At 41.7% G+C, this 22,827-nt stretch carries 24 protein-coding genes; 23 read left to right on the top strand and 1 reads right to left on the bottom strand.

Features of this window, described 5'->3' with window-relative positions; genetic code table 11:
• Positions 1 to 134 precede the first annotated feature (134 nt).
• The 3 genes from rsmD to H8S07_RS00110 are packed head-to-tail and all read left to right on the top strand — an operon-like array spanning position 135 to position 1,833.
• Complete coding sequence (rsmD, locus tag H8S07_RS00120; protein ID WP_021860471.1) at positions 135 to 701, top strand: 16S rRNA (guanine(966)-N(2))-methyltransferase RsmD; 567 nt, start codon at positions 135 to 137, stop codon at positions 699 to 701.
• Positions 695 to 1,189 (top strand): pantetheine-phosphate adenylyltransferase, encoded by a 495-nt coding sequence (gene coaD / locus H8S07_RS00115; RefSeq protein ID WP_021860470.1) that lies wholly within the window; start codon positions 695 to 697, stop codon positions 1,187 to 1,189. The genes rsmD and coaD overlap by 7 nt, the downstream gene beginning before the upstream one ends.
• Positions 1,189 to 1,833, top strand: a complete 645-nt coding sequence (locus tag H8S07_RS00110) for a hypothetical protein (RefSeq protein ID WP_021860469.1) — start codon at positions 1,189 to 1,191, stop codon at positions 1,831 to 1,833. Before coaD ends, H8S07_RS00110 begins: the two co-directional genes overlap by 1 nt.
• A gap of 36 nt (positions 1,834 to 1,869) precedes the next feature.
• On the opposite strand, the gene H8S07_RS00105 is transcribed toward H8S07_RS00110, so the two are convergent.
• On the bottom strand, positions 1,870 to 2,787 hold the full coding sequence (locus H8S07_RS00105) for a nucleoside recognition domain-containing protein (protein ID WP_021860468.1): 918 nt from the start codon (positions 2,785 to 2,787) through the stop codon (positions 1,870 to 1,872).
• Positions 2,788 to 2,898: 111 nt separating this feature from the next.
• Here H8S07_RS00105 and H8S07_RS00100 point away from each other — a divergent pair, with 111 nt between their 5' ends.
• The 20 genes from H8S07_RS00100 (at position 2,899) to H8S07_RS00005 (ending at position 22,508) form a co-directional block, all read left to right on the top strand.
• Positions 2,899 to 4,347 (top strand): aminoacyl-histidine dipeptidase, encoded by a 1,449-nt coding sequence (locus H8S07_RS00100; protein WP_021860467.1) that lies wholly within the window; start codon positions 2,899 to 2,901, stop codon positions 4,345 to 4,347.
• A 403-nt stretch (positions 4,348 to 4,750) separates the two neighbouring features.
• Positions 4,751 to 5,350 carry a M23 family metallopeptidase gene (locus H8S07_RS00095; RefSeq protein WP_243060347.1) on the top strand — a complete coding sequence of 200 codons (600 nt, stop codon included), beginning with the start codon at positions 4,751 to 4,753 and terminating at the stop codon, positions 5,348 to 5,350.
• 128 nt (positions 5,351 to 5,478) lie between these two features.
• Positions 5,479 to 6,864 carry an RsmF rRNA methyltransferase first C-terminal domain-containing protein gene (locus H8S07_RS00090; RefSeq protein WP_021860465.1) on the top strand — a complete coding sequence of 462 codons (1,386 nt, stop codon included), beginning with the start codon at positions 5,479 to 5,481 and terminating at the stop codon, positions 6,862 to 6,864.
• Entirely contained in the window at positions 6,864 to 7,577 is a 714-nt protein-coding gene (locus H8S07_RS00085; RefSeq protein WP_118519373.1) for a pseudouridine synthase, read from the top strand. The genes H8S07_RS00090 and H8S07_RS00085 overlap by 1 nt, the downstream gene beginning before the upstream one ends.
• Before the next feature lie 74 nt (positions 7,578 to 7,651).
• Positions 7,652 to 9,613, top strand: a complete 1,962-nt coding sequence (locus H8S07_RS00080) for a YgiQ family radical SAM protein (RefSeq protein ID WP_186855188.1) — start codon at positions 7,652 to 7,654, stop codon at positions 9,611 to 9,613.
• Between the two features lie 4 nt (positions 9,614 to 9,617).
• Complete coding sequence (locus H8S07_RS00075; RefSeq protein WP_118519372.1) at positions 9,618 to 10,379, top strand: SDR family NAD(P)-dependent oxidoreductase; 762 nt, start codon at positions 9,618 to 9,620, stop codon at positions 10,377 to 10,379.
• Positions 10,380 to 10,442: 63 nt separating this feature from the next.
• Complete coding sequence (locus H8S07_RS00070) at positions 10,443 to 11,018, top strand: hypothetical protein (protein ID WP_021860461.1); 576 nt, start codon at positions 10,443 to 10,445, stop codon at positions 11,016 to 11,018.
• A gap of 23 nt (positions 11,019 to 11,041) precedes the next feature.
• Entirely contained in the window at positions 11,042 to 12,064 is a 1,023-nt protein-coding gene (locus H8S07_RS00065) for an RluA family pseudouridine synthase (protein ID WP_118519371.1), read from the top strand.
• The gene (locus tag H8S07_RS00060; protein WP_021860459.1) at positions 12,022 to 12,567 is read left to right on the top strand and encodes a Holliday junction resolvase RecU; all 546 of its coding nucleotides are present in this window, start codon (positions 12,022 to 12,024) and stop codon (positions 12,565 to 12,567) included. The genes H8S07_RS00065 and H8S07_RS00060 overlap by 43 nt, the downstream gene beginning before the upstream one ends.
• A 106-nt stretch (positions 12,568 to 12,673) precedes the next feature.
• Positions 12,674 to 13,933 carry an ATP phosphoribosyltransferase regulatory subunit gene (hisZ, locus tag H8S07_RS00055; RefSeq protein WP_118519370.1) on the top strand — a complete coding sequence of 420 codons (1,260 nt, stop codon included), beginning with the start codon at positions 12,674 to 12,676 and terminating at the stop codon, positions 13,931 to 13,933.
• Positions 13,934 to 13,958: 25 nt separating this feature from the next.
• The gene (gene hisG / locus H8S07_RS00050; protein ID WP_021860457.1) at positions 13,959 to 14,594 is read left to right on the top strand and encodes an ATP phosphoribosyltransferase; all 636 of its coding nucleotides are present in this window, start codon (positions 13,959 to 13,961) and stop codon (positions 14,592 to 14,594) included.
• 19 nt (positions 14,595 to 14,613) lie between these two features.
• Entirely contained in the window at positions 14,614 to 15,909 is a 1,296-nt protein-coding gene (hisD, locus tag H8S07_RS00045) for a histidinol dehydrogenase (protein ID WP_186855187.1), read from the top strand.
• Between the two features lie 14 nt (positions 15,910 to 15,923).
• Positions 15,924 to 16,511: an imidazoleglycerol-phosphate dehydratase HisB gene (gene hisB, locus H8S07_RS00040; protein WP_186855186.1), complete on the top strand. Its 588-nt coding sequence runs from the start codon at positions 15,924 to 15,926 to the stop codon at positions 16,509 to 16,511.
• An 18-nt stretch (positions 16,512 to 16,529) separates the two neighbouring features.
• Positions 16,530 to 17,813 (top strand): bifunctional phosphoribosyl-AMP cyclohydrolase/phosphoribosyl-ATP diphosphatase HisIE, encoded by a 1,284-nt coding sequence (gene hisIE / locus H8S07_RS00035; protein ID WP_021860454.1) that lies wholly within the window; start codon positions 16,530 to 16,532, stop codon positions 17,811 to 17,813.
• A 75-nt stretch (positions 17,814 to 17,888) separates the two neighbouring features.
• A complete protein-coding gene (locus H8S07_RS00030; RefSeq protein WP_117537197.1) occupies positions 17,889 to 18,191 on the top strand; it encodes a hypothetical protein in 303 nt (100 codons plus the stop codon).
• 39 nt (positions 18,192 to 18,230) lie between these two features.
• Positions 18,231 to 19,088, top strand: coding sequence for a dTDP-4-dehydrorhamnose reductase (gene rfbD / locus H8S07_RS00025; RefSeq protein WP_186855185.1), 858 nt, complete (start codon positions 18,231 to 18,233; stop codon positions 19,086 to 19,088).
• Positions 19,081 to 20,370, top strand: a complete 1,290-nt coding sequence (locus H8S07_RS00020; RefSeq protein WP_021860957.1) for a dicarboxylate/amino acid:cation symporter — start codon at positions 19,081 to 19,083, stop codon at positions 20,368 to 20,370. Before rfbD ends, H8S07_RS00020 begins: the two co-directional genes overlap by 8 nt.
• 21 nt (positions 20,371 to 20,391) lie before the next feature.
• Complete coding sequence (gene bioB, locus H8S07_RS00015) at positions 20,392 to 21,375, top strand: biotin synthase BioB (RefSeq protein WP_021860958.1); 984 nt, start codon at positions 20,392 to 20,394, stop codon at positions 21,373 to 21,375.
• Positions 21,376 to 21,384: 9 nt separating this feature from the next.
• Positions 21,385 to 21,951 (top strand): chromate transporter, encoded by a 567-nt coding sequence (locus H8S07_RS00010; RefSeq protein WP_118519363.1) that lies wholly within the window; start codon positions 21,385 to 21,387, stop codon positions 21,949 to 21,951.
• Positions 21,948 to 22,508 carry a chromate transporter gene (locus H8S07_RS00005; RefSeq protein ID WP_021860960.1) on the top strand — a complete coding sequence of 187 codons (561 nt, stop codon included), beginning with the start codon at positions 21,948 to 21,950 and terminating at the stop codon, positions 22,506 to 22,508. The genes H8S07_RS00010 and H8S07_RS00005 overlap by 4 nt, the downstream gene beginning before the upstream one ends.
• The last annotated feature ends 319 nt before the right edge of the window (positions 22,509 to 22,827 follow it).

The following is a 22,827-nucleotide window of genomic DNA, read 5'->3' as shown; positions in this document are numbered from 1 at the left end:
CATGGCAGAAAATGCTGTGTGCCGATTTGACTTTTATATAGTAAATACGTATAATGAACGGGAAAAAGATATTTTGCTGAAAGAAGAAATATTAATAGAAGAACTATATAATAAGCGAAGCAAGTGAGGATGTTATGAGAGTAATAGCAGGATCTGCCAAAAGATTACAACTGAAAACGATTGAAGGAATGGACACACGTCCGACAACCGACCGGATCAAAGAGACATTATTTAATATGATTACACCGAGCCTTTATGACTGCCGGTTTCTGGATCTGTTTGCCGGAAGCGGCGGTATCGGAATCGAGGCTTTAAGCCGTGGCGCGAAGGAAGCCGTGTTTGTTGAGAAAAATCCGAAAGCAGTTTCATGTATCAAAGAGAATTTAAAATATACAAAACTGGATTCCAATGCACAGGTAGTGGCAACAGATGTATTAAGTGCACTGGCAAGACTTCGCGGAACCAGTGCGTTTGGCATTATTTTCATGGATCCGCCGTATAACCATAATCTGGAGAAACAAGTACTTGCGAGTCTGAATGATTCAAATCTGGTGGATGAAGATACACTGCTGATCGTAGAAGCGTCCAAAGAGACAACGTTTGACGATGTAGAAGCACTCGGTTATTCGATTATCAAGGAGAAATTATATAAGACAAATAAACATGTATTTTTGGAGAAAACAGGAGGAACGGTATGTTAAGAGCAATTTATCCGGGAAGTTTTGATCCGGTGACGAACGGACATCTGGATGTGATCAGAAGAGCAAGCGGACTTGTTGACGAACTCATTGTCGGAGTGCTGAATAATAAGGCAAAAACCCCGTTGTTTTCCGTAGAAGAACGTGTTAAAATGTTAAAAGAAGTTACAAAAGAACTGCCGGGAGTGAAGATTGTACCATTTGAAGGACTTCTGATCGATTTTGCGAAAGAGATGTCAGCGAAGATGGTCGTGCGTGGCTTGCGTGCTGTGACAGATTTTGAATATGAATTGCAGATGGCACAGACGAATCACAAGCTGGCAGAGGATATTGAGACAGTGTTTTTAACAACAAGTCTGGAATATTCTTATCTCAGTTCCACGATAGTAAAGGAAGTGGCAGCTTTTGGAGGGGATATATCTCAATTTGTTCCAGAACATGTTGAGGAGAAAATAAAATCGAAGATCACGAAAAAAGGAGAGTGTGAATAATGAGCAGCCGTATTGAGCAGATTATTGAAGAAATTGAGGAGTATATCGACAGTTGTAAATTTCAGCCGTTATCTACAACGAAGATTATTGTAAATAAAGACCAGATGGACGAGCTTCTTCGTGAACTGCGTATGCGTACGCCGGAAGAGATCAAGCGTTATCAGAAGATTATTGCAAATAAAGATGCAATCCTTGCTGATGCACAGAACAAAGCAGACAATATGATCGAGGAAGCGCACATTCAGACGAATGAACTTGTCAGTGAGCACGAGATCATGCAGCAGGCATATGCCCAGGCAAATGAAATCGTAACCGCAGCAACTGACCAGGCACAGGAGATTCTGGATAATGCGACAAGAGATGCGAATGATATCCGTATCGGAGCGATCCGTTATACTGATGATCTGCTTGCCAATGCAGAGAGCATTATTGGACATACACTGGACAGCTACACTACAAAATATGATGGGCTTGTCAATTCTCTGCAGGAGTGTTATGACCGCGTACATAACAATCGTCAAGAATTAGAAGTTCCGGATCAGAATATGGTTCAAGAAGAACCGGTCTACGAAGAGGCGGAAGAGATTCCGGAAGTAGAAGAACCGGTCTATGAAGAGGCAGAGAATGTTGAATACAAGGAATAATTTCTGTATAAAACAGAATATAATATAGATCCTGTTTTAAAAACAAAAGATATATATGTAAGCAAGCAAGCTGGTTATCCCTGTGATGATCAGCTTTTTTGCTATGTAATCGCCAATAGAAAGACCGCTTCCACGGATCATGCTGTACGTCTGTGCCACGGAACACCAGCCTCCAAACGAAGCCAGTCCGGTTGCAAGTACAAAAGCCAGGTCTGTCGGAACTCCCGAATTACAGATTAAAGCAATACCATTTGTAATTTCAAGGGAAGGAAGAAATAGGAAGGTCAACAACGGATGTGTAAATGGCAATTCTTTACCAAACTGCAGAAAAACGGAAAAGATAATAATATAACCGCCAATTTTTGTGATTGTCTCAAAAGACTGCATGATGCAGTCATCCAGCATATTCCAGGTAAAATGAGGTGAAGGAGAAGAAGCGCTGGATGTGACAGCGGGGCAGTATATTTTGCGGAACGGAATACTCATAAGGATAGGAACGCCCTCGATCAGGAGCATACCGGGGAACAGAAGATCCGGACGCTTTAAATGAATGTAGAAAATGTAACTGATCAGAAACATTGGACTTGTCTGGTTGCAGAAAGAAAGCAGATAAGAGGCTTCGTTTACTGTGATTTTACCTTCTCTTTTTAAATCAGCCGTGACTTTACTTCCCATCGGATAGCCGCATAAGAAACCGACAAGCAGTGCGAAAGAACCATAGTCGGAGATACCGAACAGAGGACGGAGTATGGGACGGACAAGTCTGGAGATCAAGAAGAATCCGTTGCTTTTTAAAAGCAGGGCTGTCAGTATTAAAAATGGCAGCAATACAGGAAGGACTGTCTGAAACCAGAGCATCAGACCAAGGCTTGCCCCACAGATCGCAGTCTGCGGAAAAAACAGCATCAGGAAAAAAATGATAATTGTAACTACGATAAAAAAATAACAATCCATAATTCAGACTTTCGTAAGAAGATTCTTAATTTATTTTATGAATTAAGTTGATTTTTTATGATTTGTATACCATAATATAGATAGAATTTGTCGAAAAGAGAGGTAAGAAAAATGGCAGTATTAGAAAATTTAGAACCTAAGAAAGTATTTCACTTTTTTGAGGAAATCAGCAAAGTTCCGAGGGGAACATTTGATACGAAGAAGATCAGTGACTTTTGCGTTGAGTTTGCAAAAGAAAGAAATCTTGAGTACATTCAGGACGACACGAACAATGTAATTATCAAGAAACCGGGAACAGCAGGATATGAGAACAGCGATCCGGTGATCATTCAGGGACATCTGGATATGGTCTGCGAGAAGAGACCGGGAAGTACACATGATTTCAAAAAAGATGGACTGGAGCTTTATGTAGAAGATGGTTTTGTAAAAGCCAAAGATACAACGCTTGGTGCTGATGATGGTATTGCGGTTGCGATGGCAATGGCATTATTAGACAGTGACGATATTCCACATCCACCGATCGAAGCAGTTTTTACAATTGATGAAGAAACAGGCATGTATGGTGCGATTGCTTTAGATTTCAGTAACTTAAAAGGCAAGACACTGATCAATGTGGATTCTGAGATTGAAGGCATTCTGACAACTGGATGTGCAGGTGGAATTAACATTGAAGCAAGAATTCCATTCCACAGAGAAAAGATGGATGGAACAGAGGTGTTGGTGAAAGTTCACGGACTGCTTGGGGGACACTCCGGTATGGAGATTGACAAACAGCGCGGTAATGCAAATAAGATGATGGGACGTCTTCTGGATGCCGTTTCCAAAGAAGTTAAATTCCATATGGTATCCATCAATGGAGGATCCAAGGATAATGTTATTGCTCGGAATTGTGAGGCAGTTTTACTTGTAGCTGAGAGTGATATTGAGAAAGTAAAAAAATGTACAGATCAGATGAGAGAAATCTGGACAGCTGAATTTGTCGGTGAAGAACCAACATTGGAACTGGATGTAGAAGTCAAAGGTCAGACAACGATGGATGCTTTTGATGATGAAGCAACAGATCATATTATTACATATATTATAATTTCGCCAAACGGATTGGTTGAATTCAGCCGTTCCCTGAAAGGTCTTGTAGAGACTTCCCTGAATATGGGTGTTGTCAGCACGGATGAAGATCATGTAAAAGTAAGATACCAGATGCGAAGCTCTTTCGAATCCAAGAAGCAGGAGATGCGTGCAGAAATCGAACGGTGCTGTAAAGCAGTCGGAGCGGAAGCTGTTATCAACGGAGAGTATCCGGCATGGCAGTACAATCCGGAATCTAAATTACAGAAATTGATGTCTGATATATACGAAGATATGTATGGAAAGAAAGCGGTTGTATTTGCTACGCACAGTGGGCTGGAATGTGGTTTCTTCATGGATAAGTGTCCGGGATTGGATTGCGTATCTATGGGACCGGATATGCTGGATGTACACTCTTTCAATGAAAAACTGGATATTGCTTCTACAGAGAGAACATGGGATTATCTGAAAGCAATTCTTGCGAAATTAAAATAATACGCAGTATCTGAAGAGTAATAATACAGAACGCTGAAGGATGTTTAATTAGCAGTTTAATAAGTTTAATAATTGAATAAGAAAAATAAAACACGGGCACTGTGGATCATAACGATCTGTAGTGCCTGTGTTTTGCTTTTTCAATCATTAATCGAAAGCAGAGTCGCTATAACAGAAGATTATATAAAGAATTATGTTGTATGATACGCCAGGGCATAATGATATGCTTAAAATACATATAGTGGTATTAAAAAGAACTAATAATAAATGCGAAATGAAACGAAGATTCAAAACAAAAAGAAATAACTGCCGAAAAGTGGGAATGTATATTTTGATAATGCTGATAGTGGTTCTAATTAAAACCACCTATGATAATAGCGCGAATAAAAGCATAGAAAAGAATATGCTTGTTGAAGAAATACGCGCGGGATTCGCGTCGGAAAAACTTGAAAAATCCAGTAGCAAAAATACAGATGTCCTGCAAAAATACCACAGGTGGACGAAACAGGTAAAAAAAGAAGTGGTGTATTTTCCACTGCCCGAACCGGTAGATAATGCAAAATTTAAAATCACTTTTGAAAACTCCTGGATGTTGGAACGCACTTATGGTGGGAAAAGAGGACACGAAGGCTGCGACCTTATGGTTGCGAACAGTAAAGCGGGAACGTGTCCGGTTGTAAGTATGACGGATGGGACGATTACGAATCTTGGGTGGACAGAAAAAGGCGGATATAGAATCGGCGTAACTTCTGACAGTGGTACTTATTACTACTACGCACATTTGCATAGCTTTGGCAATAAGAAAAGAGGGGATACAGTTATAGCGGGAGAGGTGATTGGGTTTATGGGGGATTCCGGTTATGGGGAAGAGGGGAAAACAGGAAAATTCCCAGTACATCTGCATGTCGGAATTTATAAATACGATAAAGGAATGGAAATCAGTGTAAATCCATATTACATTTTACAAAAATGCAAACGACAAAAGCTTAAATATCATTTTTGACGGTGCCGATTTTGCAATCAGTATTGTTATATGTTATACTAAAAAAGCGTATAGGCATTTGCGAAACGGATGATGAATCAGCGATATGTTATGCGTATATTTTGCAAAGAACATAAGGAAGGTAAGACATGAAACTGCCCGATAAATTTGAAGAAAAGATGCAGGCACTTTTAGGAGATGAATTTCCGGAGTATTTGTCCTGCTATGATGAGCCGAGATATTACGGCTTGCGTGTAAATACAAATAAAATATCTGTAGAAGATTTTAAGAAGATCTGTCCATTTGAGATCACGCCGATTCCGTGGATTGAAAATGGGTTTTATTACGATGGAGACAAGGTAACACCATCCAGACACCCATATTATTTTGCTGGATTGTATTACCTTCAGGAACCAAGTGCCATGACACCTGCCAATCGTCTGCCGGTAGAACCGGGCGATAAGGTGCTGGACGTTTGTGCAGCTCCGGGTGGCAAGGCGACAGAATTAGGTGCAAAGCTAAAAGGAGAGGGGGTTCTGATAGCCAATGATATCAGCAATTCCAGAGCAAAAGGATTGCTAAAAAATATAGAAGTATTTGGTATTGGCAATGTTCTGGTGCTGAGCGAAGAGCCTGGAAAGCTGGAAGATTATTTTGCGGAATATTTTGATAAAATTCTGATCGATGCACCGTGCTCCGGCGAAGGTATGTTCCGGAAGGACAAAAAGATGGTGAAGGCATGGGAAGAACATGGCCCTGAATTTTTTGCTAATATCCAGAAAAGTATTATTACGCAGGCAGCGAGAATGTTAAAACCTGGTGGCATGCTGCTCTATTCTACCTGTACCTTTGATGGCAGGGAGAATGAAGGGACAATTGAATATTTATTGAAAAAATATCCGGAATTTGAGATATTAGGTATAAAAGGCTACGAAGGATTTGAAAAAGGAATGCCGGAGCTTACAGCTTCAAAGTCTGAAGAATTTGCAAAAACAGTCCGTATCTTTCCTCATAAGATGAAAGGGGAAGGACACTACCTTGCACTTCTGAGAAAAGGAAAGCCACTCCCTGCAACCGATAAGAAACTGCTTCCTGGCAAGAAAAGCAAAAAGAAATTACCGGAAGATCTGGAAGTGTTCCTTGAGGATACTACGTGGGAACTGGATGCAGCAAGGCTGGATGTCCATGGAGAACGGGTTTACTACATGCCGGAAGATCTGCCGGATGTATGTGGCATTCGTTTCCTGCGAACAGGGCTGTTGCTTGGCGAACTTAAGAAAAAACGGTTTGAACCAAGTCAGGCGCTTGCCATGTGCCTGAAAAAGGACGAGTACAAAAAAGTATTAGATTTCCCGGTATCAGATGAGCGCGTGAAACGTTATCTGAAAGGGGAGACACTGGATGTAGAAGATATGACTGGATCAAAGGAAAAAGGCTGGTATCTGGTTTGCGTAGACGGCTATCCGCTTGGATTTGGTAAATTATCAGGACAGACGCTGAAAAATAAATATCTTCCGGGATGGAGGCTTTGCTAATGATCAGACTGGATAAATATCTGGCAGATATGAGTATCGGTACACGCCAGGAAGTAAAGAAATATATCCGTCAGGGACGCGTGAAGATAAATGAAGATATTATAAAGAAGCCGGAATATAAGATCCGGGAAGACGAAGATAAAATTACGTTTGACGGTGCACCGGTTGCTTATGAAACATTTGAATATTATATGCTGAATAAGCCGGCTGGTGTGATATCTGCAACAGAAGACAAAAGAGATAAAACAGTTCTGGATCTCATAAAAGAGAAAAAACGTAAAGATTTATTTCCGGTCGGTCGTCTGGATAAAGATACAGAGGGGCTTCTTCTTATAACAAATGATGGAGCACTGGCACATAGACTGTTATCGCCCAAAAAACATGTCGATAAGTGCTATTATGCGAAGATCAGCGGTGGCGTGACGGAGGAGGATGTCCGTGTATTCAAAGAGAGAATCAATATTGGTACTCAGGAAGAACCAGAGTGGACAATGCCTGCGGAACTGAAGATTCTGGAAAAAGGCACGGTTTCACGTATCCGGCTGACAATCCGGGAGGGGAAATTTCATCAGGTAAAACGTATGTTTCTGGCTGTTGGTAAGGAAGTTGTCTATCTGAAACGGGAACGTATGGGTGCACTTGTACTGGATGAAGAGCTTGCTCCGGGAGAATACCGGAAACTTACAGACAGCGAATTGAAGAGTATCCTATAATTTAGTAAGATAACTAGTAATTAATATGAGAAAACATGAATCTCAGAAGAGATAGATAAGAGGTATAACGATTAATGAAACAGCAATTTTTGCCAATCTGCAGACAAGACATGATCGACCGTGGATGGGAGCAGGTGGATTTTGTATATATTTCCGGTGATGCTTACGTAGATCATCCGTCTTTCGGACATGCAATTATTACGAGAGAACTGGAAGCTTTTGGTTACAAAGTCGGGATCATTGCACAGCCGGACTGGAAAGATAAAAACAGTATAATGATATATGGAGAACCAAGGCTTGGTTTCCTTGTGTCTGCGGGCAATATGGATTCGATGGTCAATCATTATTCTGTATCAAAAAAACGAAGAAGCAAAGATTCCTTTACTCCGGGCGGCGTAATGGGAAGAAGACCGGATTATGCGACAATCGTTTACAGTAATCTGATCCGGCAGGTCTATAAGAAGACGCCGATCATTCTGGGGGGAATTGAAGCGAGTCTCAGGCGTATGGCGCATTATGATTACTGGTCAGATAAATTAAAACGATCCGTACTCTTAGATTCCGGCGCAGATCTTATTTCTTATGGAATGGGAGAGCGTTCGATCATCGAGATCGCTGAGGCTCTGGACAGTGGGATCGATGTGAAAGATATTACTTTTATTGATGGAACAGTCTGCAGAGTAAAGAGTCTGGACAGTGTGTATGATGCAGTTATGCTGCCGGCTTTTGAGGATTTAAAAGCGGACAAGCTCAACTATGCCAGAAGTTTTTATACGCAGTATTGTAATACAGATCCATTTACCGGAAAGAGACTGGTAGAGCCGTACGGCGAACATATGTATATCGTACAGAATCCGCCTTCAAAGCCTCTTTCCCAACAGGAGATGGACGAGACATATAGCTATCCTTACATGCGGACTTATCATCCGTCTTACGAGAAAGATGGTGGCGTCCCGGCTATTTCGGAAGTCAAATTCAGCCTGATCAGCAACAGAGGATGTTTTGGCGGCTGCAATTTCTGTGCGCTTACGTTCCATCAGGGACGCATCATACAGACGAGAAGTCATGAATCCCTGCTGGAAGAAGCAGAACATATCACACAGGATAAGGATTTTAAAGGTTATATCCATGATGTGGGCGGACCAACGGCTGATTTCAGACATCCATCCTGTGAGAAACAGTTAAAATATGGAGTCTGCAAGAACAGGCAGTGTTTGTTCCCGACACCTTGCAAGAACCTTAAAGCGGATCACAAAGATTATGTATCGCTTCTCAGGAAACTGCGGAAGATTCCAAAAGTAAAAAAAGTCTTTATCCGTTCGGGAATCCGATTTGATTATGTGCTTGCAGATAAGGATGATACATTTTTTAAAGAGCTGTGTAAATATCATGTGAGCGGTCAGCTTAAGGTAGCGCCGGAGCATGTTTCAGATGCGGTACTTACCTGTATGGGTAAGCCGCGGAATGAAGTTTATCAGAAATTTACTGAGAAATATAAAAAAATCAATGAACAGCTTGGTATGAAGCAGTACCTTGTGCCCTATCTGATGTCTTCCCATCCGGGATCGACATTAAAAGAAGCTGTTGAGCTTGCGGAATATCTGAGAGACCTTGGGTATATGCCGGAACAGGTACAGGATTTTTATCCGACACCGTCAACGATTTCTACCTGTATGTATTATACAGGTGTGGATCCAAGGACGATGAAACCGGTGTATGTTCCGAAGAATCCGCACGAAAAGGCGATGCAGCGTGCTTTGATCCAGTATCGCAATCCGCAGAATTATGATATCGTGCTGGAAGCGCTTAAGAAAGCGGGACGTATGGATCTGGTAGGTTATGATAAACACTGTTTGCTGCGTCCAAAACGGCACGGTGGGAAGAATCAGGGAACATCCTATAGTAAGAGCCGTGCGCCGGAGCGGGGAAATGATTCCGGTCACAGAAATACATCTGGTAGTGGAAATGCTTCTGGCGGAAAGCGCCCGTATAAAAAGAAAGCAATCCGTAACGTACACAAAAAGAAAGGCAGATGATCCTATGAAAATTGCATTAGTAACAGGAGCTTCTTCTGGCATGGGCAGAGAATTTGCAAGACAGATTGTAAAACTGTACCGGAATCTGGATGAGATTTGGCTTGTGGCAAGAAGAACAGAGCGCCTGCAGGAACTGGAAAAGGAATTTACTGTTCCGGTACGGATCTTTGACGGAGATCTGAACCGAGATTATATTTATGAAAGAATCGAAAAAGAGCTGGAACGTAAAAATGCAGAGATCCGGATACTTGTTAACAGCGCGGGCTGCGGATTGTCCGGCTGTTTCGGAGAAAGAGAGCAGGATACAGAACTTCGCATGGTAAAACTGAATTGTCAGAGTCTTACAAGAATGCTTCTGCTCTGCCGGCCGTTTCTTGGCAGAGGAAGCCGCGTGATCAATCTGGCGAGTGCAGCGGCATTCGCACCACAGCCGGGATTTGCAATATATTCTGCGTCAAAATCATATGTTTACCGTCTGTCCATGGCGATCCGCGAGGAATGGAAACCGGCGGAGATATCTGTAACAGTGGTGTGCCCGGGTCCTGTGGACACAGAATTTTTTGCACACAGCGGTGAACTTCTTGGAAAAAGTAACAAAGTTACAAAAGTGGATCCAAAAGCGGTTGCCAGAAAAGCATTGCTGGATGCGGTGGATCGTAGATGTGTTTCTGTATACGGCACATCTATGAAAGTTGCCAGAATTGCAGGAAAATTGCTGCCGGATGTTCTTAGCGCATATTTGATGCGTAAGTTAAATGGAATCTGATTCGTATCAGGCATGCTGATTGATAAAAGAGGATAGAATAACAGGAAAGAAGGATAATAATAAATGAAGATTGAAAAAGGACGTCCGGGATATATCCGTTTCCGCAAAACAAAATATCTGCTCTGGGCGGTCATTGAATTTGCAGTGGTCATAGCGCTTGTTGTGATCGGTATTGTACAGAGTGGTTCCCGCATGAACTTGCTCACTGTAGTAGCAGTTGTCGGATGTCTTCCGGCTGCAAAGATGCTTGTTGAGTATATTACAATGGCTCCTTATCAGAGCATTGCGTCGGACAAGTGCAAAGAAATTGAAGAAAAAGCACCCCTTCTGACAAGAGTCTATGATCTTGTCATTACAAGTCCGGAAAAAGTCATGCAGGTAGATGCAATCGTCATTTCCGGACATACGGTGTGCGGCTACACCAGCAATGAAAAAACGGATGAGACAAAGGCGGCAAGATATATTAAGGAAATGCTTCACAACCATAAATATGAGAAAGTTACTGTAAAAGTTTTTCATGATTATGTTGCGTTTTTATCACGTGCGGAGGGAATGAACAGTATTGCAGCAATCGAGAAGCCGGATAACCGGAGAAGAGAACGGCGGATACGGCATCTCCTTCTGACAACATCCATGTAAAATATTTATATAAGGAATCGTGTATGAGAGAAATATATATTAAGGAAAATGAATCCGGACAGCGGTTCGATAAATTTTTAAAGAAATATTTAAGTGAAGCTCCGGGAAGTTTCCTGTATAAAATGCTGCGTAAGAAGAATATTGTGCTGAACGGCAGAAAGGCAACAGGTAGTGAAAAGTTAAAAAAAGGGGATCAGGTGAAACTGTTTCTTGCTGATGAAACACTGGAGAAATTTACCGGAAAGCAGGAAACTGCACATAGTAAGAAAAAGCTTCCAAAGATCCAGATGCCTGTTGTGTACGAAGATGAAGATGTTGTTTTTTATAACAAACCGGCCGGGGTGCTATCCCAGAAAGCAAAGCCTTCGGATGTATCGGTTGTCGAATATTTAATGGAACATTTGCTTGAAACGAAAGCTTTGAGGCAAGATGATCTTAAGACATTCAGACCATCCATCTGCAACCGGTTGGACCGGAATACGAGCGGCCTTATTACTGCCGGAAAAAGTCTGGCGGGATTACAGAAGCTTTCAGAACTTTTCAAAGACAGGACACTGAAAAAATATTACCTCTGTCTTGTGAAAGGAACAATCGATAAAAGAGCACATATCTGCGGCTATTTACAGAAAGACAAAGCGACCAACCAGGTGCGAATTGCAAAACAGGCCGGCGCTGATGCAGTTCCAATCGAGACAGAATATGTTCCGGTTGCATGGAATCAGGAAATAACACTTTTGAAAGTGCATCTGATCACCGGACGGACGCATCAGATCCGCGCACATCTGGCATGGCAGGGACATCCGCTTCTTGGTGATCCGAAGTATGGTGATCCAAAGTGGAACCGGAAATGGAACGGAAGAATGAAGACAGCACAGACAAGACAGATGCTGCATGCATATGAACTTGTAATGCCGGAGATGAATAAGACATTAAAGAAACTTTCCGGGCGAACGTTTACAGCTCCGGTTCCGGAAGATTTCTATAAAATCATAAAGGAGATAACATGGGAACATGGAACTCAAGAGGTCTTAGAGGTTCAACATTAGAGGATTTCGTAAACCGGACCAATGAATATTATATGGAAAAAAATCTGGCGCTGATCCAGAAGATCCCGACACCGATCACGCCGGTCCGCATGGATAAGGAACACCGGCAGATCACACTGGCATATTTTGAACAGAGAAGTACAGTTGATTATATCGGTGTTGTGCAGGGCATTCCGGTATGCTTTGATGCAAAAGAATGTGTGGCAGATACCTTTCCATTACAGAATATCCATGAGCATCAGATAGAGTTTATGGGCAGATTTGAAAAACAGGAAGGAATTGCATTTTTTTTGCTTTATTATTCAGCAAAAAATATACTGTATTATATGCGCTATGAAGAAATGATGAAGTTCTGGAACCGTGCAAAAAAAGGCGGCAGAAAAAGCTTCCGTCTGGAAGAACTGGATCCGGAATTTTTTATGGAATTAAGGCGTGGAAGTCTTGTTCCGTATCTGGACGGGATTAATAAAGACCTGGATGTCCGGGAGCAGAAACAGAAGTAATGGCAGGCTTTGTCATATACTTGACAAAGAATCAGAAAATGTATATAATACGGAAAGGGTTTTAACGTATTAGCACGCTAAAGTGAAAGAGCTAACAGGAGGTCATATGAAGAAAGTATTGCATACACCGGAAGGAGTCCGGGATATATATAATGTAGAATGCGGAAAGAAACTTGCACTGGAGAGCCGTTTAAAGAAGACGTTCCATTTATATGGCTATCATGATATCCAGACACCGATGTTTGAATATTTTGATGTGTTTCGTAAAGAAATCGGAACAACGGCATCCAAAGATTTATATAAGTTTTTTGATAAAGATGGAAATACACTTGCACTGAGGCCAGATATCACACCGTCCGTTGCAAGAGCAGCAGCAACACTGTTTGGTGAGGAAGAAGTGCCGATTCGGCTTTGCTATACAGGTAATACATTTATTAATCATTCCAACTATCAGGGGAGATTAAGAGAAGTCACACAGATGGGCGCAGAGCTGATTGGTGATGATTCCGTGGAAGCAGATGCAGAGATGCTTGCACTTGTGATTGAATCGATGCTTACAATTGGCGTGAAGGAATTTCAAATCAGCGTGGGGAATGTTGATTTCTTCCAGAGCCTGATTGAAGATGCATCGCTGGATGAGGATGCAAGAGAACGCGTCATTGAACTAATCAATAACCGGAATTATTTCGGTGTGGAAGAATATCTGGACAGTATTCTTGTAAAGAGAAGCTCCAAGGAAGCTTTTGCAGCACTTGGAGAAATGGTTGGCGGAGTAGAGATCCTTTCCCAGGCAAAAGATCTTGCGCCTAACTCTGCCGGTATTATGGCAATCAGACGTCTGGAACATATATACGACATTCTAAAATTATATGGAATGGAAAAATTTGTAACATTTGATCTGAGCATGACAGGAACTTACGGATATTATACCGGTATTGTTTTCCGCGGTTATACTTTTGGAACCGGAGATGCGATCGTAAAAGGTGGACGTTACGACCATCTGTTGGAGAAGTTTGGTAAGAAATCACCTTCTATTGGATTTGCAATTGTCATTGATGAGCTGATGAATGCGATGAACCGACAGAAACTCCGCATCGTATATACAAGAAAGAATACGATTATTTTATATGATGAAGGGAAGACAAAACAGGCGGTTATGCTTGCAAAAGATTTCCGTAACAAAGCAAAGAATGTGGAACTGATCAAGAAAGCGGATGGCAAGATCCTGGAAGAATATATTACTTATGGAAAAGAGTATTATGCAGGAAACCTTGTATATATAAGAGAAGATGGAGAAGTGGTCATGATCAATCTTGTGACAGGTGAACACAAGATTGCCGGAAACGGAAAGAAGACCACATCATAATATATAAGAGAATGGAGTTTTTACTATGAGATATCTTACATTTGCCCTTGGAAAAGGGCGTCTGGCAAGACAGACGCTGGAACTGTTTGAGAAAATTGGTATAACCTGTGAAGAGATGAAAGACAAAGATTCCAGAAAACTGATCTTTACAAATGAAGAATTGAAGCTTCGCTTCTTCCTTGCAAAAGGACCGGATGTACCGACTTATGTAGAATATGGTGCAGCGGACATCGGAGTTGTCGGAAAAGACACGATCCTTGAAGAGGGACGTAAAGTTCATGAAGTTCTGGATCTTGGTTATGGGAAATGTAAAATGTGTGTGTGCGGTTATAAAGATGCAATACCGTTATTGAAACATCATGAGCTGATCCGTGTCGCAACAAAATATCCGAATATTGCAAAAGACTATTTCTACAACACAAAACACCAGACTGTGGAGATTGTAAAATTAAACGGTTCGATTGAACTGGCACCGATCGTTGGTCTCTCTGAAGTGATCGTGGATATTGTAGAAACGGGTTCCACACTGCGTGAAAACGGTCTGGAAGTGCTGGAGGAAGTTTGCCCACTGTCTGCGCGTATGATCGTCAATCCGGTAAGCATGCGTATGGAGAGTGACAGAATTAAGGCATTATTAATGAAATTACGCGCACAGATATAGGAATATAGGAGTGATAAAAATGAGAATACAGCATCTCGATAAGAATATAAAAATGAATCTGCTGGAGGATCTTTTAAAGAGAAGTCCGAATAACTATGGCAAATATGAGCAGGGTGTTGCAGAAATCCTGGATCATGTACGCAGCGAAAAAGATGCGGCTGTATTTACATATACAGAAAAATTTGACGGAGCAAAGATTGATGCATCGAATATTAAAGTAACAGAAGAAGAGATTAAAGAAGCTTACGAATTAGTCGGCGAAGAGTTAACAGGTATTATCCGCAAGGCATTATTTAATATCCGTGATTATCACGAGAGACAGCGTCAGAACAGCTGGTTTGAGAGCAAACCGAATGGAACAATGCTTGGACAGAAAGTTACACCTCTTCAGAGAGTCGGCGTCTATGTACCAGGCGGAAAAGCTGCTTATCCGTCTTCTGTCCTTATGAATATCGCACCAGCGAAAGCTGCAGGAGTTGACGAAATCGTAATGGTAACACCTCCGGGAAAAGACGGAAAAGTCACACCGACAACACTGGTTGCAGCACATGAAGCAGGTGCTGATGTTGTATATAAAGTCGGCGGCGCACAGGCGATCGCTGCACTTGCTTATGGAACGGAGAGTATCCCGAAGGTTGACAAAATTGTAGGACCTGGAAATATTTATGTTGCACTTGCAAAGCGTGCTGTATACGGACATGTAAGCATTGATGCGATAGCAGGCCCAAGTGAAATCCTTGTAATCGCTGATGAGACAGCAAATCCACGCTATGTAGCTGCGGATCTTCTGTCCCAGGCAGAACATGACGAGCTCGCTTCTGCAATTTTAGTGACAACCAGCCAGAAGCTTGCAGAGAAGGTATCTGAAGAAGTAGACGGATTTTTAAATGAACTTTCCAGAAGTGAGATCATCCGCAAATCACTGGATAATTATGGATACATACTGGTAGCAGATACCATGGAAGAAGTGATTGACATTGCGAATGAGATTGCTTCGGAACATCTGGAGATCCAGACAAAGAATCCGTATGACATTATGACACGCATCCGCAACGCAGGAGCTATTTTCATTGGCGAATATTCCAGTGAACCGCTTGGAGATTATTTTGCAGGACCGAACCATGTCCTTCCGACAAACGGAACAGCAAAATTCTTCTCACCGCTTTCTGTTGATGATTTTATTAAAAAATCAAGCATTATTGCTTACTCACAGGAGGCACTTGGTGCGATCCATACCGATATTGAAAAATTTGCAGAAGCAGAACATCTGACAGCACATGCAAATTCCATCAAAGTACGTTTTGAGAAGAAGTAAGGAGGATGTAAAAAATGAGCAGAATCGTTACTTGTGAAAGAAAAACAAAAGAAACCGACATTTCCATTACGCTGAATCTGGATGGAACCGGAAATAACGATATTCATACGGGGATTGGATTTTTTGACCATATGTTGGACGGATTTGCAAGACATGGACTGTTCGACCTGACTGTTCGAGTAAATGGCGATCTGGATGTAGACAGTCATCATACGATCGAAGATACAGGAATTGTGCTAGGAAATGCCATTTTAAAAGCCATCGGAGATAAAGTCGGTATCAAACGCTTTGGGAATATGATCCTTCCGATGGATGAGACGCTAGCACTTTGCGCGGTAGATTTGTCCGGTCGTCCATACCTTCGCTATGATGCAGAATTTACAGTTCCAAAGATTGGTGATATGGACACAGAGATGGTGAAAGAATTTTTCTATGCTGTTTCTTACAGCGCAGGAATGAACATCCATCTTAAGATTATGGATGGTGAGAACAATCATCACATGGCTGAAGCACTTTTCAAAAGTTTTGGAAAAGCGCTTGATATGGCAACTATGGATGAACCACGGATCAAAGAAGCGTGGACGACAAAAGGAAGTCTTTAAAGGAGTTTTTGAACATATATGAGTTATAAAAGATTGATTCCCTGCATTTTTATTGCAGGTGGGAAGGCTGTAAAATGGTTTAATGATAAGAGCGTATTACAGGACGATGTGATCGCACTTGCAAAATACTACAGCGATCACGGGGCAGATGAGTTGCTTGTGTTCGATCTTTCTACATCTGATGATGAGCACGAAGAAGCCATTGACTTGATGCGCCGTATTAATCGCTTGATCCGTATCCCAATGGTAGCGGGTGGTAATATCAAACGGCAGGAGGATGTAAAGAAGATTTTGTATGCCGGAGCAAAGCGTGCAATGCTGAATTTTTCCAAACCGGACAGTGCGAAGGCAGTGGAAGAGGCGGCAAAACGTTTTGGAAAAGAGAAAATTGCAGTATCGCTGAATGATTTTGATGCGCTTTTCAAACATCAGCATCTGATTGATGAATATTCCAGTGAGATTGTGTTCATGCATCGTCTGGATCTTAATTCGGTTATGGACGTAACGGATATTCCATGTGTAATCGTAACAGATACGCTGGAAAAACCGGAGTTATTCAAGATACTTAAATGTCCGGGAGTGAAAGGGCTTTCAGGAAAATATGTCAGTCAGCCGGATATGGATTTTGTGGAATTTAAGAAAGAGTGTTCAGAGGAAGGCATCCAGATGACTTCTTTTGAAAGTATTATGGAATTTTCACAGTTTAAGACAAATGAGCAGGGGCTGATCCCGGTTATTGTACAGCATTATAAGACGAGAGAAGTATTGATGTTAGCCTATATGAATGAAGAATCATTTGATCAGACGATCAAAACAGGAAAAATGACTTACTTCAGCAGAAGCCGCCAGAAGCTCTGGGTGAAAGGTGAGACAAGCGGGCATTTCCAGTATGTCAAGTCGCTGACAATTGACTGTGATTATGATACGTTACTTGCAAAAGTAGATCAGGTTGGTGCGGCATGTCACACCGGTAATCCGACCTGTTTTTTCCAGCACCTTGCAGGAACGGAATATAACGAAGCAAATCCGCTGGAAGTTTTTGAAATCATCTATAATACCGTTGTAGACAGAAAAGAGAATCCAAAAGAGGGTTCTTATACGAATTATTTATTTGATAAAGGAATTGATAAGATTTTGAAAAAAATCGGCGAAGAGGCAACGGAGATTGTGATCGCTGCCAAGAATCCAAGTGCAGAAGAGACGAAGTATGAGATCTCGGATTTCCTTTATCATATGATTGTATTAATGGTTGAAAAAGGACTGAACTGGGAAGATATTGTAAAAGAACTGGCAAGCCGCTAATGCGCGTGCACTGTCTTTTCAGGTATAGAACCGAATATCCATGCATATCCTAGAGTGGAAAGGATGTGACCGGGATTGAATGAAGCAGAAAGACGAAGGCAGAAATTATTAATGCGGACACGGGAACTGTACCGGGATTCTTATGACTCTCCGGCGGTACACCCGAGATATGGAGCGGCATACCGTTTGCTTTATGAAGAGCCGCAGGAATTTAAGAGCGGTACACTGGGGCTCCGGCTTTTCATAAGCTTTCTGCTGTTTGCTGCATTTGTTGCAATGGATTACAAAAAGGATGAGTTTATGAGTGTGAACAGCTCAGAAATCATTCAAATGATCTCTGAAGATACATCGGCGTTTCCGATTCTGGAACACCGGTAATTTCATGAGTAAATGAGGAACGAAAGAGGAGGATGAAACATGTTAAAAATATGGATTGCAGGATCGGCAGGACAGATCGGAACTGCTATTAACGAAGTGTTAGATCCACTGGAGATGGAAGTTTTTAACACAGATAAAGATGAGTTGGATATCACACAGACAGATGAAGTATTAAGCTTTGGTGAGATCAACCGTCCGGATGTGATCATCAACTGTGCCGGAATCACAGATATGGATCTTTGTGAAAAAGAACCGGAACTGGCGTACCGTGTTAATGCACTCGGTGCAAGAAATTTAAGTATCGTCGCACGTAAGATCGGTGCTAAAATCGTCCATATATCTACAGATGATGTCTTCGATGGTAACAAAAATACGCCTTACAGTGAATTTGATGATACGAATCCGAAGACCGTGTACGGACGCTCTAAGAGAGCCGGTGAAAATTATGTGCGGGAATTTACACACAAACATTTTGTGATTCGGAGCAGCTGGATTTTTGGACATGGCGATAATTTTGTGACACGTGTATTGCGGAAGGCGGGAAATGGAGAGTTGATCGAGGCTGCAATAGATGAGACCGGATGTCCGACCAGTGCGAAGGATTTGGCACGTATTATTTTGTATCTTATTACAACAAATGAATATGGAACCTATCATGCAACATGTAAAGGACTTTGCAGTCGATATGATTTTGCAAGAGAGATTCTATCTCTGGCAGGTCTTCATGCAGAAGTAAAAGAGATTTCAATTGCAGATTCTAAAGAACATCTGGTACGGCCAGCATATGCGGTTCTGGATAATTTTATTTTACGGATCATTGATGTATATGAAATGCCGAAATGGAAACAGTCTCTTGAGGAATACATTGCCGAGTGGAAGGAGGAGACTCATGAGTAATACAAAAGAAAAGAAAAAGATGGGACTTACTACGAAAATATTCATTTCCCTTCTTGCAGGAGCGCTGTTTGGTGTGATTTTATGTTATCTTGTCCCGAAAAGCAGTATCAAAGATGATGTAATCGTAGAAGGAATTTTATATGTAATCGGACAAGGATTCATCCGTTTGATGAAGATGCTTGTTGTTCCACTTGTATTTTGTTCGATCGTATGTGGAAGTATGTCGATTGGAGATACAAAAAAACTCGGAACAGTCGGCGTGCGTACACTCGTTTTTTATCTGTTTACAACAGCCGTTGCAGTTACAGTTGCGTTATCTGTCGGTAATCTAATTAATCCTGGCAAAGGACTGGATATGAGCAGTATTCAGCAGAATGCTGCGGAAGTGGAGTCCATGAAAGCAACTACACTGACAGAAACGCTTCTGAATATCATTCCGGACAATCCGCTGAATGCGCTGGCAAACGGAACAATGCTTCAGATTATTGTATTTGCACTGATCGTCGGTGTTATTCTGGCAAAACTAGGAGAGCGTACAGAGACAGTCAGCAATTTCTTCAGTCAGTTCAATGACATCATGATGGAAATGACAATGATGGTTATGGGACTTGCTCCGATCGGAGTGTTCTGCCTGATCGCACGCACTTTTGCTAATATCGGTTTCAGCGCGTTCATTCCGCTTGCAAAATACATGATCGGTGTCCTGCTTGCACTTGCCCTGCAGTGTTTTGTTGTATATCTGGGACTTTTAAAAGGATTTACAGGACTGAATCCATTCAAATTTATTAAAAAATTCTTCCCGGTTATGGCGTTTGCATTTTCAACAGCAACATCCAATGCGACCATTCCGCTTTCCATCGATACGCTGTCTAAAAAAATGGGTGTATCCAAGAAAATTTCGTCCTTTACGATCCCGCTTGGTGCGACGATCAATATGGATGGAACAGCGATTATGCAGGGTGTAGCTGTTGTGTTTGCGGCACAGGCATTTGGAATCCATCTTTCTCTTACCGATTATGTTACGGTTATCGGGACAGCGACACTTGCATCTATCGGAACGGCCGGAGTACCAAGTGTAGGTCTTGTTACACTTACAATGGTATTTAATTCTGTAGGACTCCCGGTTGAGGCAATCGGACTGATCATGGGTATTGACCGTATTCTTGACATGACACGAACAGCCGTTAATATTACAGGTGATGCTGTATGTACAACAATCGTTGCACATCAGAACAAGGCGCTGGATCGTGAGATATTTAATAAAAAGGAAGAAAAAGCTTAAGATAAAAGGAGAGATGTTTCTATGAAAGAATGGTTGAAACACTGGGATGAGACAAAGAGACTTACGAGAGAGGAAGCAATTAAAATTTTAAATCTTCCAAAGGAAGACATGGATGATCTGATCGCATGTGCCTATGCGCTCCGTACAAAGTATAAAGGCAAGAAAGTAAGCGTACAGCTTCTGACTAATGTCCGCAGCGGAAACTGTTCGCAGAACTGTGCATATTGTGCACAGTCCTGCGAGTCGCATGCGGCCATTGAAAAATATCGTCGTGTTTCGGATGAAAAACTTTACGGGGATAACGATCTGGTAGATGACAAGCATCTGGCAAGACATTGTATCGGTCTGAGCGGAATTCAGTTTTCAGATGCAGAGATTGAAGATCTTGCAGAACGTATCCGGGAAATGAAGAAGAAAGGAACGCAAATCTGCTGTTCTATTGGATTTCTGACGGAGAAGCAGGCGAGACTTTTAAAAGATGCCGGACTGGACAGGATCAATCATAATCTGAACAGCAGCCGGAGATTTTACCCGGAGATTTGTACGACGCACACTTACGAGCAGCGTGTGGCAAATATACATATGCTTCAGGATATCGGCTTTGAGATCTGCAGCGGTGGTATTATCGGAATGGGAGAGAGAAAAGAAGATGTTGTGGACATGCTTCTGGATCTTCGTGAAATTCATCCGGAATCTGTACCAATCAATTTCCTGCTTCCGATTCCGGGGACACGACTTGCAGACAGGGATATTTCCGGACTTACACCGGAATACTGCATGAAAGTTTTATGCCTTGCAAGACTTATGATCCCGACTTCTGATATCCGTTGTGCGGCCGGAAGAGAAGTATATTTTAAAGGAATAGAGCCGACGCTTTTCAAAGTTGTTGATTCGATTTTCGCATCCGGATATCTGACCGCAGACGGTCAGGGGATTGATGCTACAATGCAGATGATTCGAGATGCCGGATTTGACGGTGAAATAGAGTCTACAGACGAAGAGTAGGATAATACAATGAAAAAAAAGAATAGTAAAATACTTCGGACTTTATTTTTATCAACTTTATATTTAAGCACATTCACCTTTGGAGGTGGATATGTCATTGTGTCATTAATGAAAAAAGATTTTGTCGATGCCAGACACTGGATCGATGAGGAGGAGATGCTGGATCTTGTGGCAATCGCCCAGTCAGCGCCGGGGGCAATTGCTGTCAACGGCGCGATTGTTGTCGGATATAAACTGGCAGGAATTCTAGGCGCATTCGTTGCTATTTTCGGAACAGTTATCCCTCCTTTTGTCATTATATCGATATTATCTGTCTGCTATCAGGCATTCCGCTCCAACCTGCTGGTTGCACGGATGCTGGAAGGTATGCAGGCGGGTGTGGGAGCTGTGATTGCTTCTGTTACTTTTGGGATGGGATGTTCGGTTATAAAGGAGAAAGATGTGATATCCTTGCTTGTTCTGATTCTTTCATTTCTTCTTGCATGCAGCGGGGAAATTAATATCGTCTGGATTATTCTCGGATGCGGAATCCTTGGTGTTATACGGACTATGCTTGAAAGGAAGGTGCGGAAATGATTTATATCCAGCTTTTCCTTAGTTTCCTTCAGGTTGGATTATTCAGCTTTGGCGGTGGTTATGCAGCGCTTCCGCTTATTCAGAGCCAAATCGTCGATGCGCACAGATGGCTGGATGTTAAAGAATTTACAGATCTTATTACATTATCACAGATGACACCCGGACCGATCGCCATCAATTCGGCAACATTTGTTGGAATTAAAGTAGCAGGAGTGCCGGGAGCGCTTGCAGCAACACTTGGGAATATCCTTCCGTCCTGTATTATTGTGACAGCTATTGCGAAACTATACTTAAAATACCGGAAATTAGATTTGTTGCAGGGAGTTTTGAAATCCCTGCGCCCGGCAGTAGTCGCACTAATTGCCTCCGCAGGAGTCAGTATTTTAAAAAATGCTTTCTTGGAAGCAGGCAGTGTACTGTCTGTCACTGGTATAAATATACCGCTTTTCGTAATTTTTCTGATTTGTCTGATATTATTATGCTGGAAAAAATGGAACCCGATTATAGTCATGCTACTGGCAGGCATACTAAATGTCATATTTTGTTATGTCAAATAGTGAAGAATTTTTGGGGATTTTACCAAAGACTAAGGTACAGATTTTATTCATTTGCATATACGATTTAAAACACCTTTTTGCAAAATATACAAAAAGGTGTTTTTTTTATGTACAATCAAATTAAAATAGATCAACTTAAAGTGTATGAATTGTGGAAAAGATGAAAAAACTATCTAATTTTTATACAAATAAGATAATATCAAACAGCTTTCACAATGCTACAGTGAATTGAAAATATTTTTCAACAATAACAATAGTTTATTGAAATTTTGGTCAATATGCTGAAAAATATTTTCAATTCACTGTAGCATTGTGAAAG

Origin of the sequence: Dorea hominis, from assembly GCF_014287705.1 — a bacterium.
GTDB classification, from domain to species: Bacteria; Bacillota; Clostridia; order Lachnospirales; family Lachnospiraceae; genus Dorea_D; species Dorea_D hominis.
The sequence above is the reverse complement of the archived record's forward strand: the minus strand, read 5'-3'. Positions and strand labels throughout refer to the sequence as shown.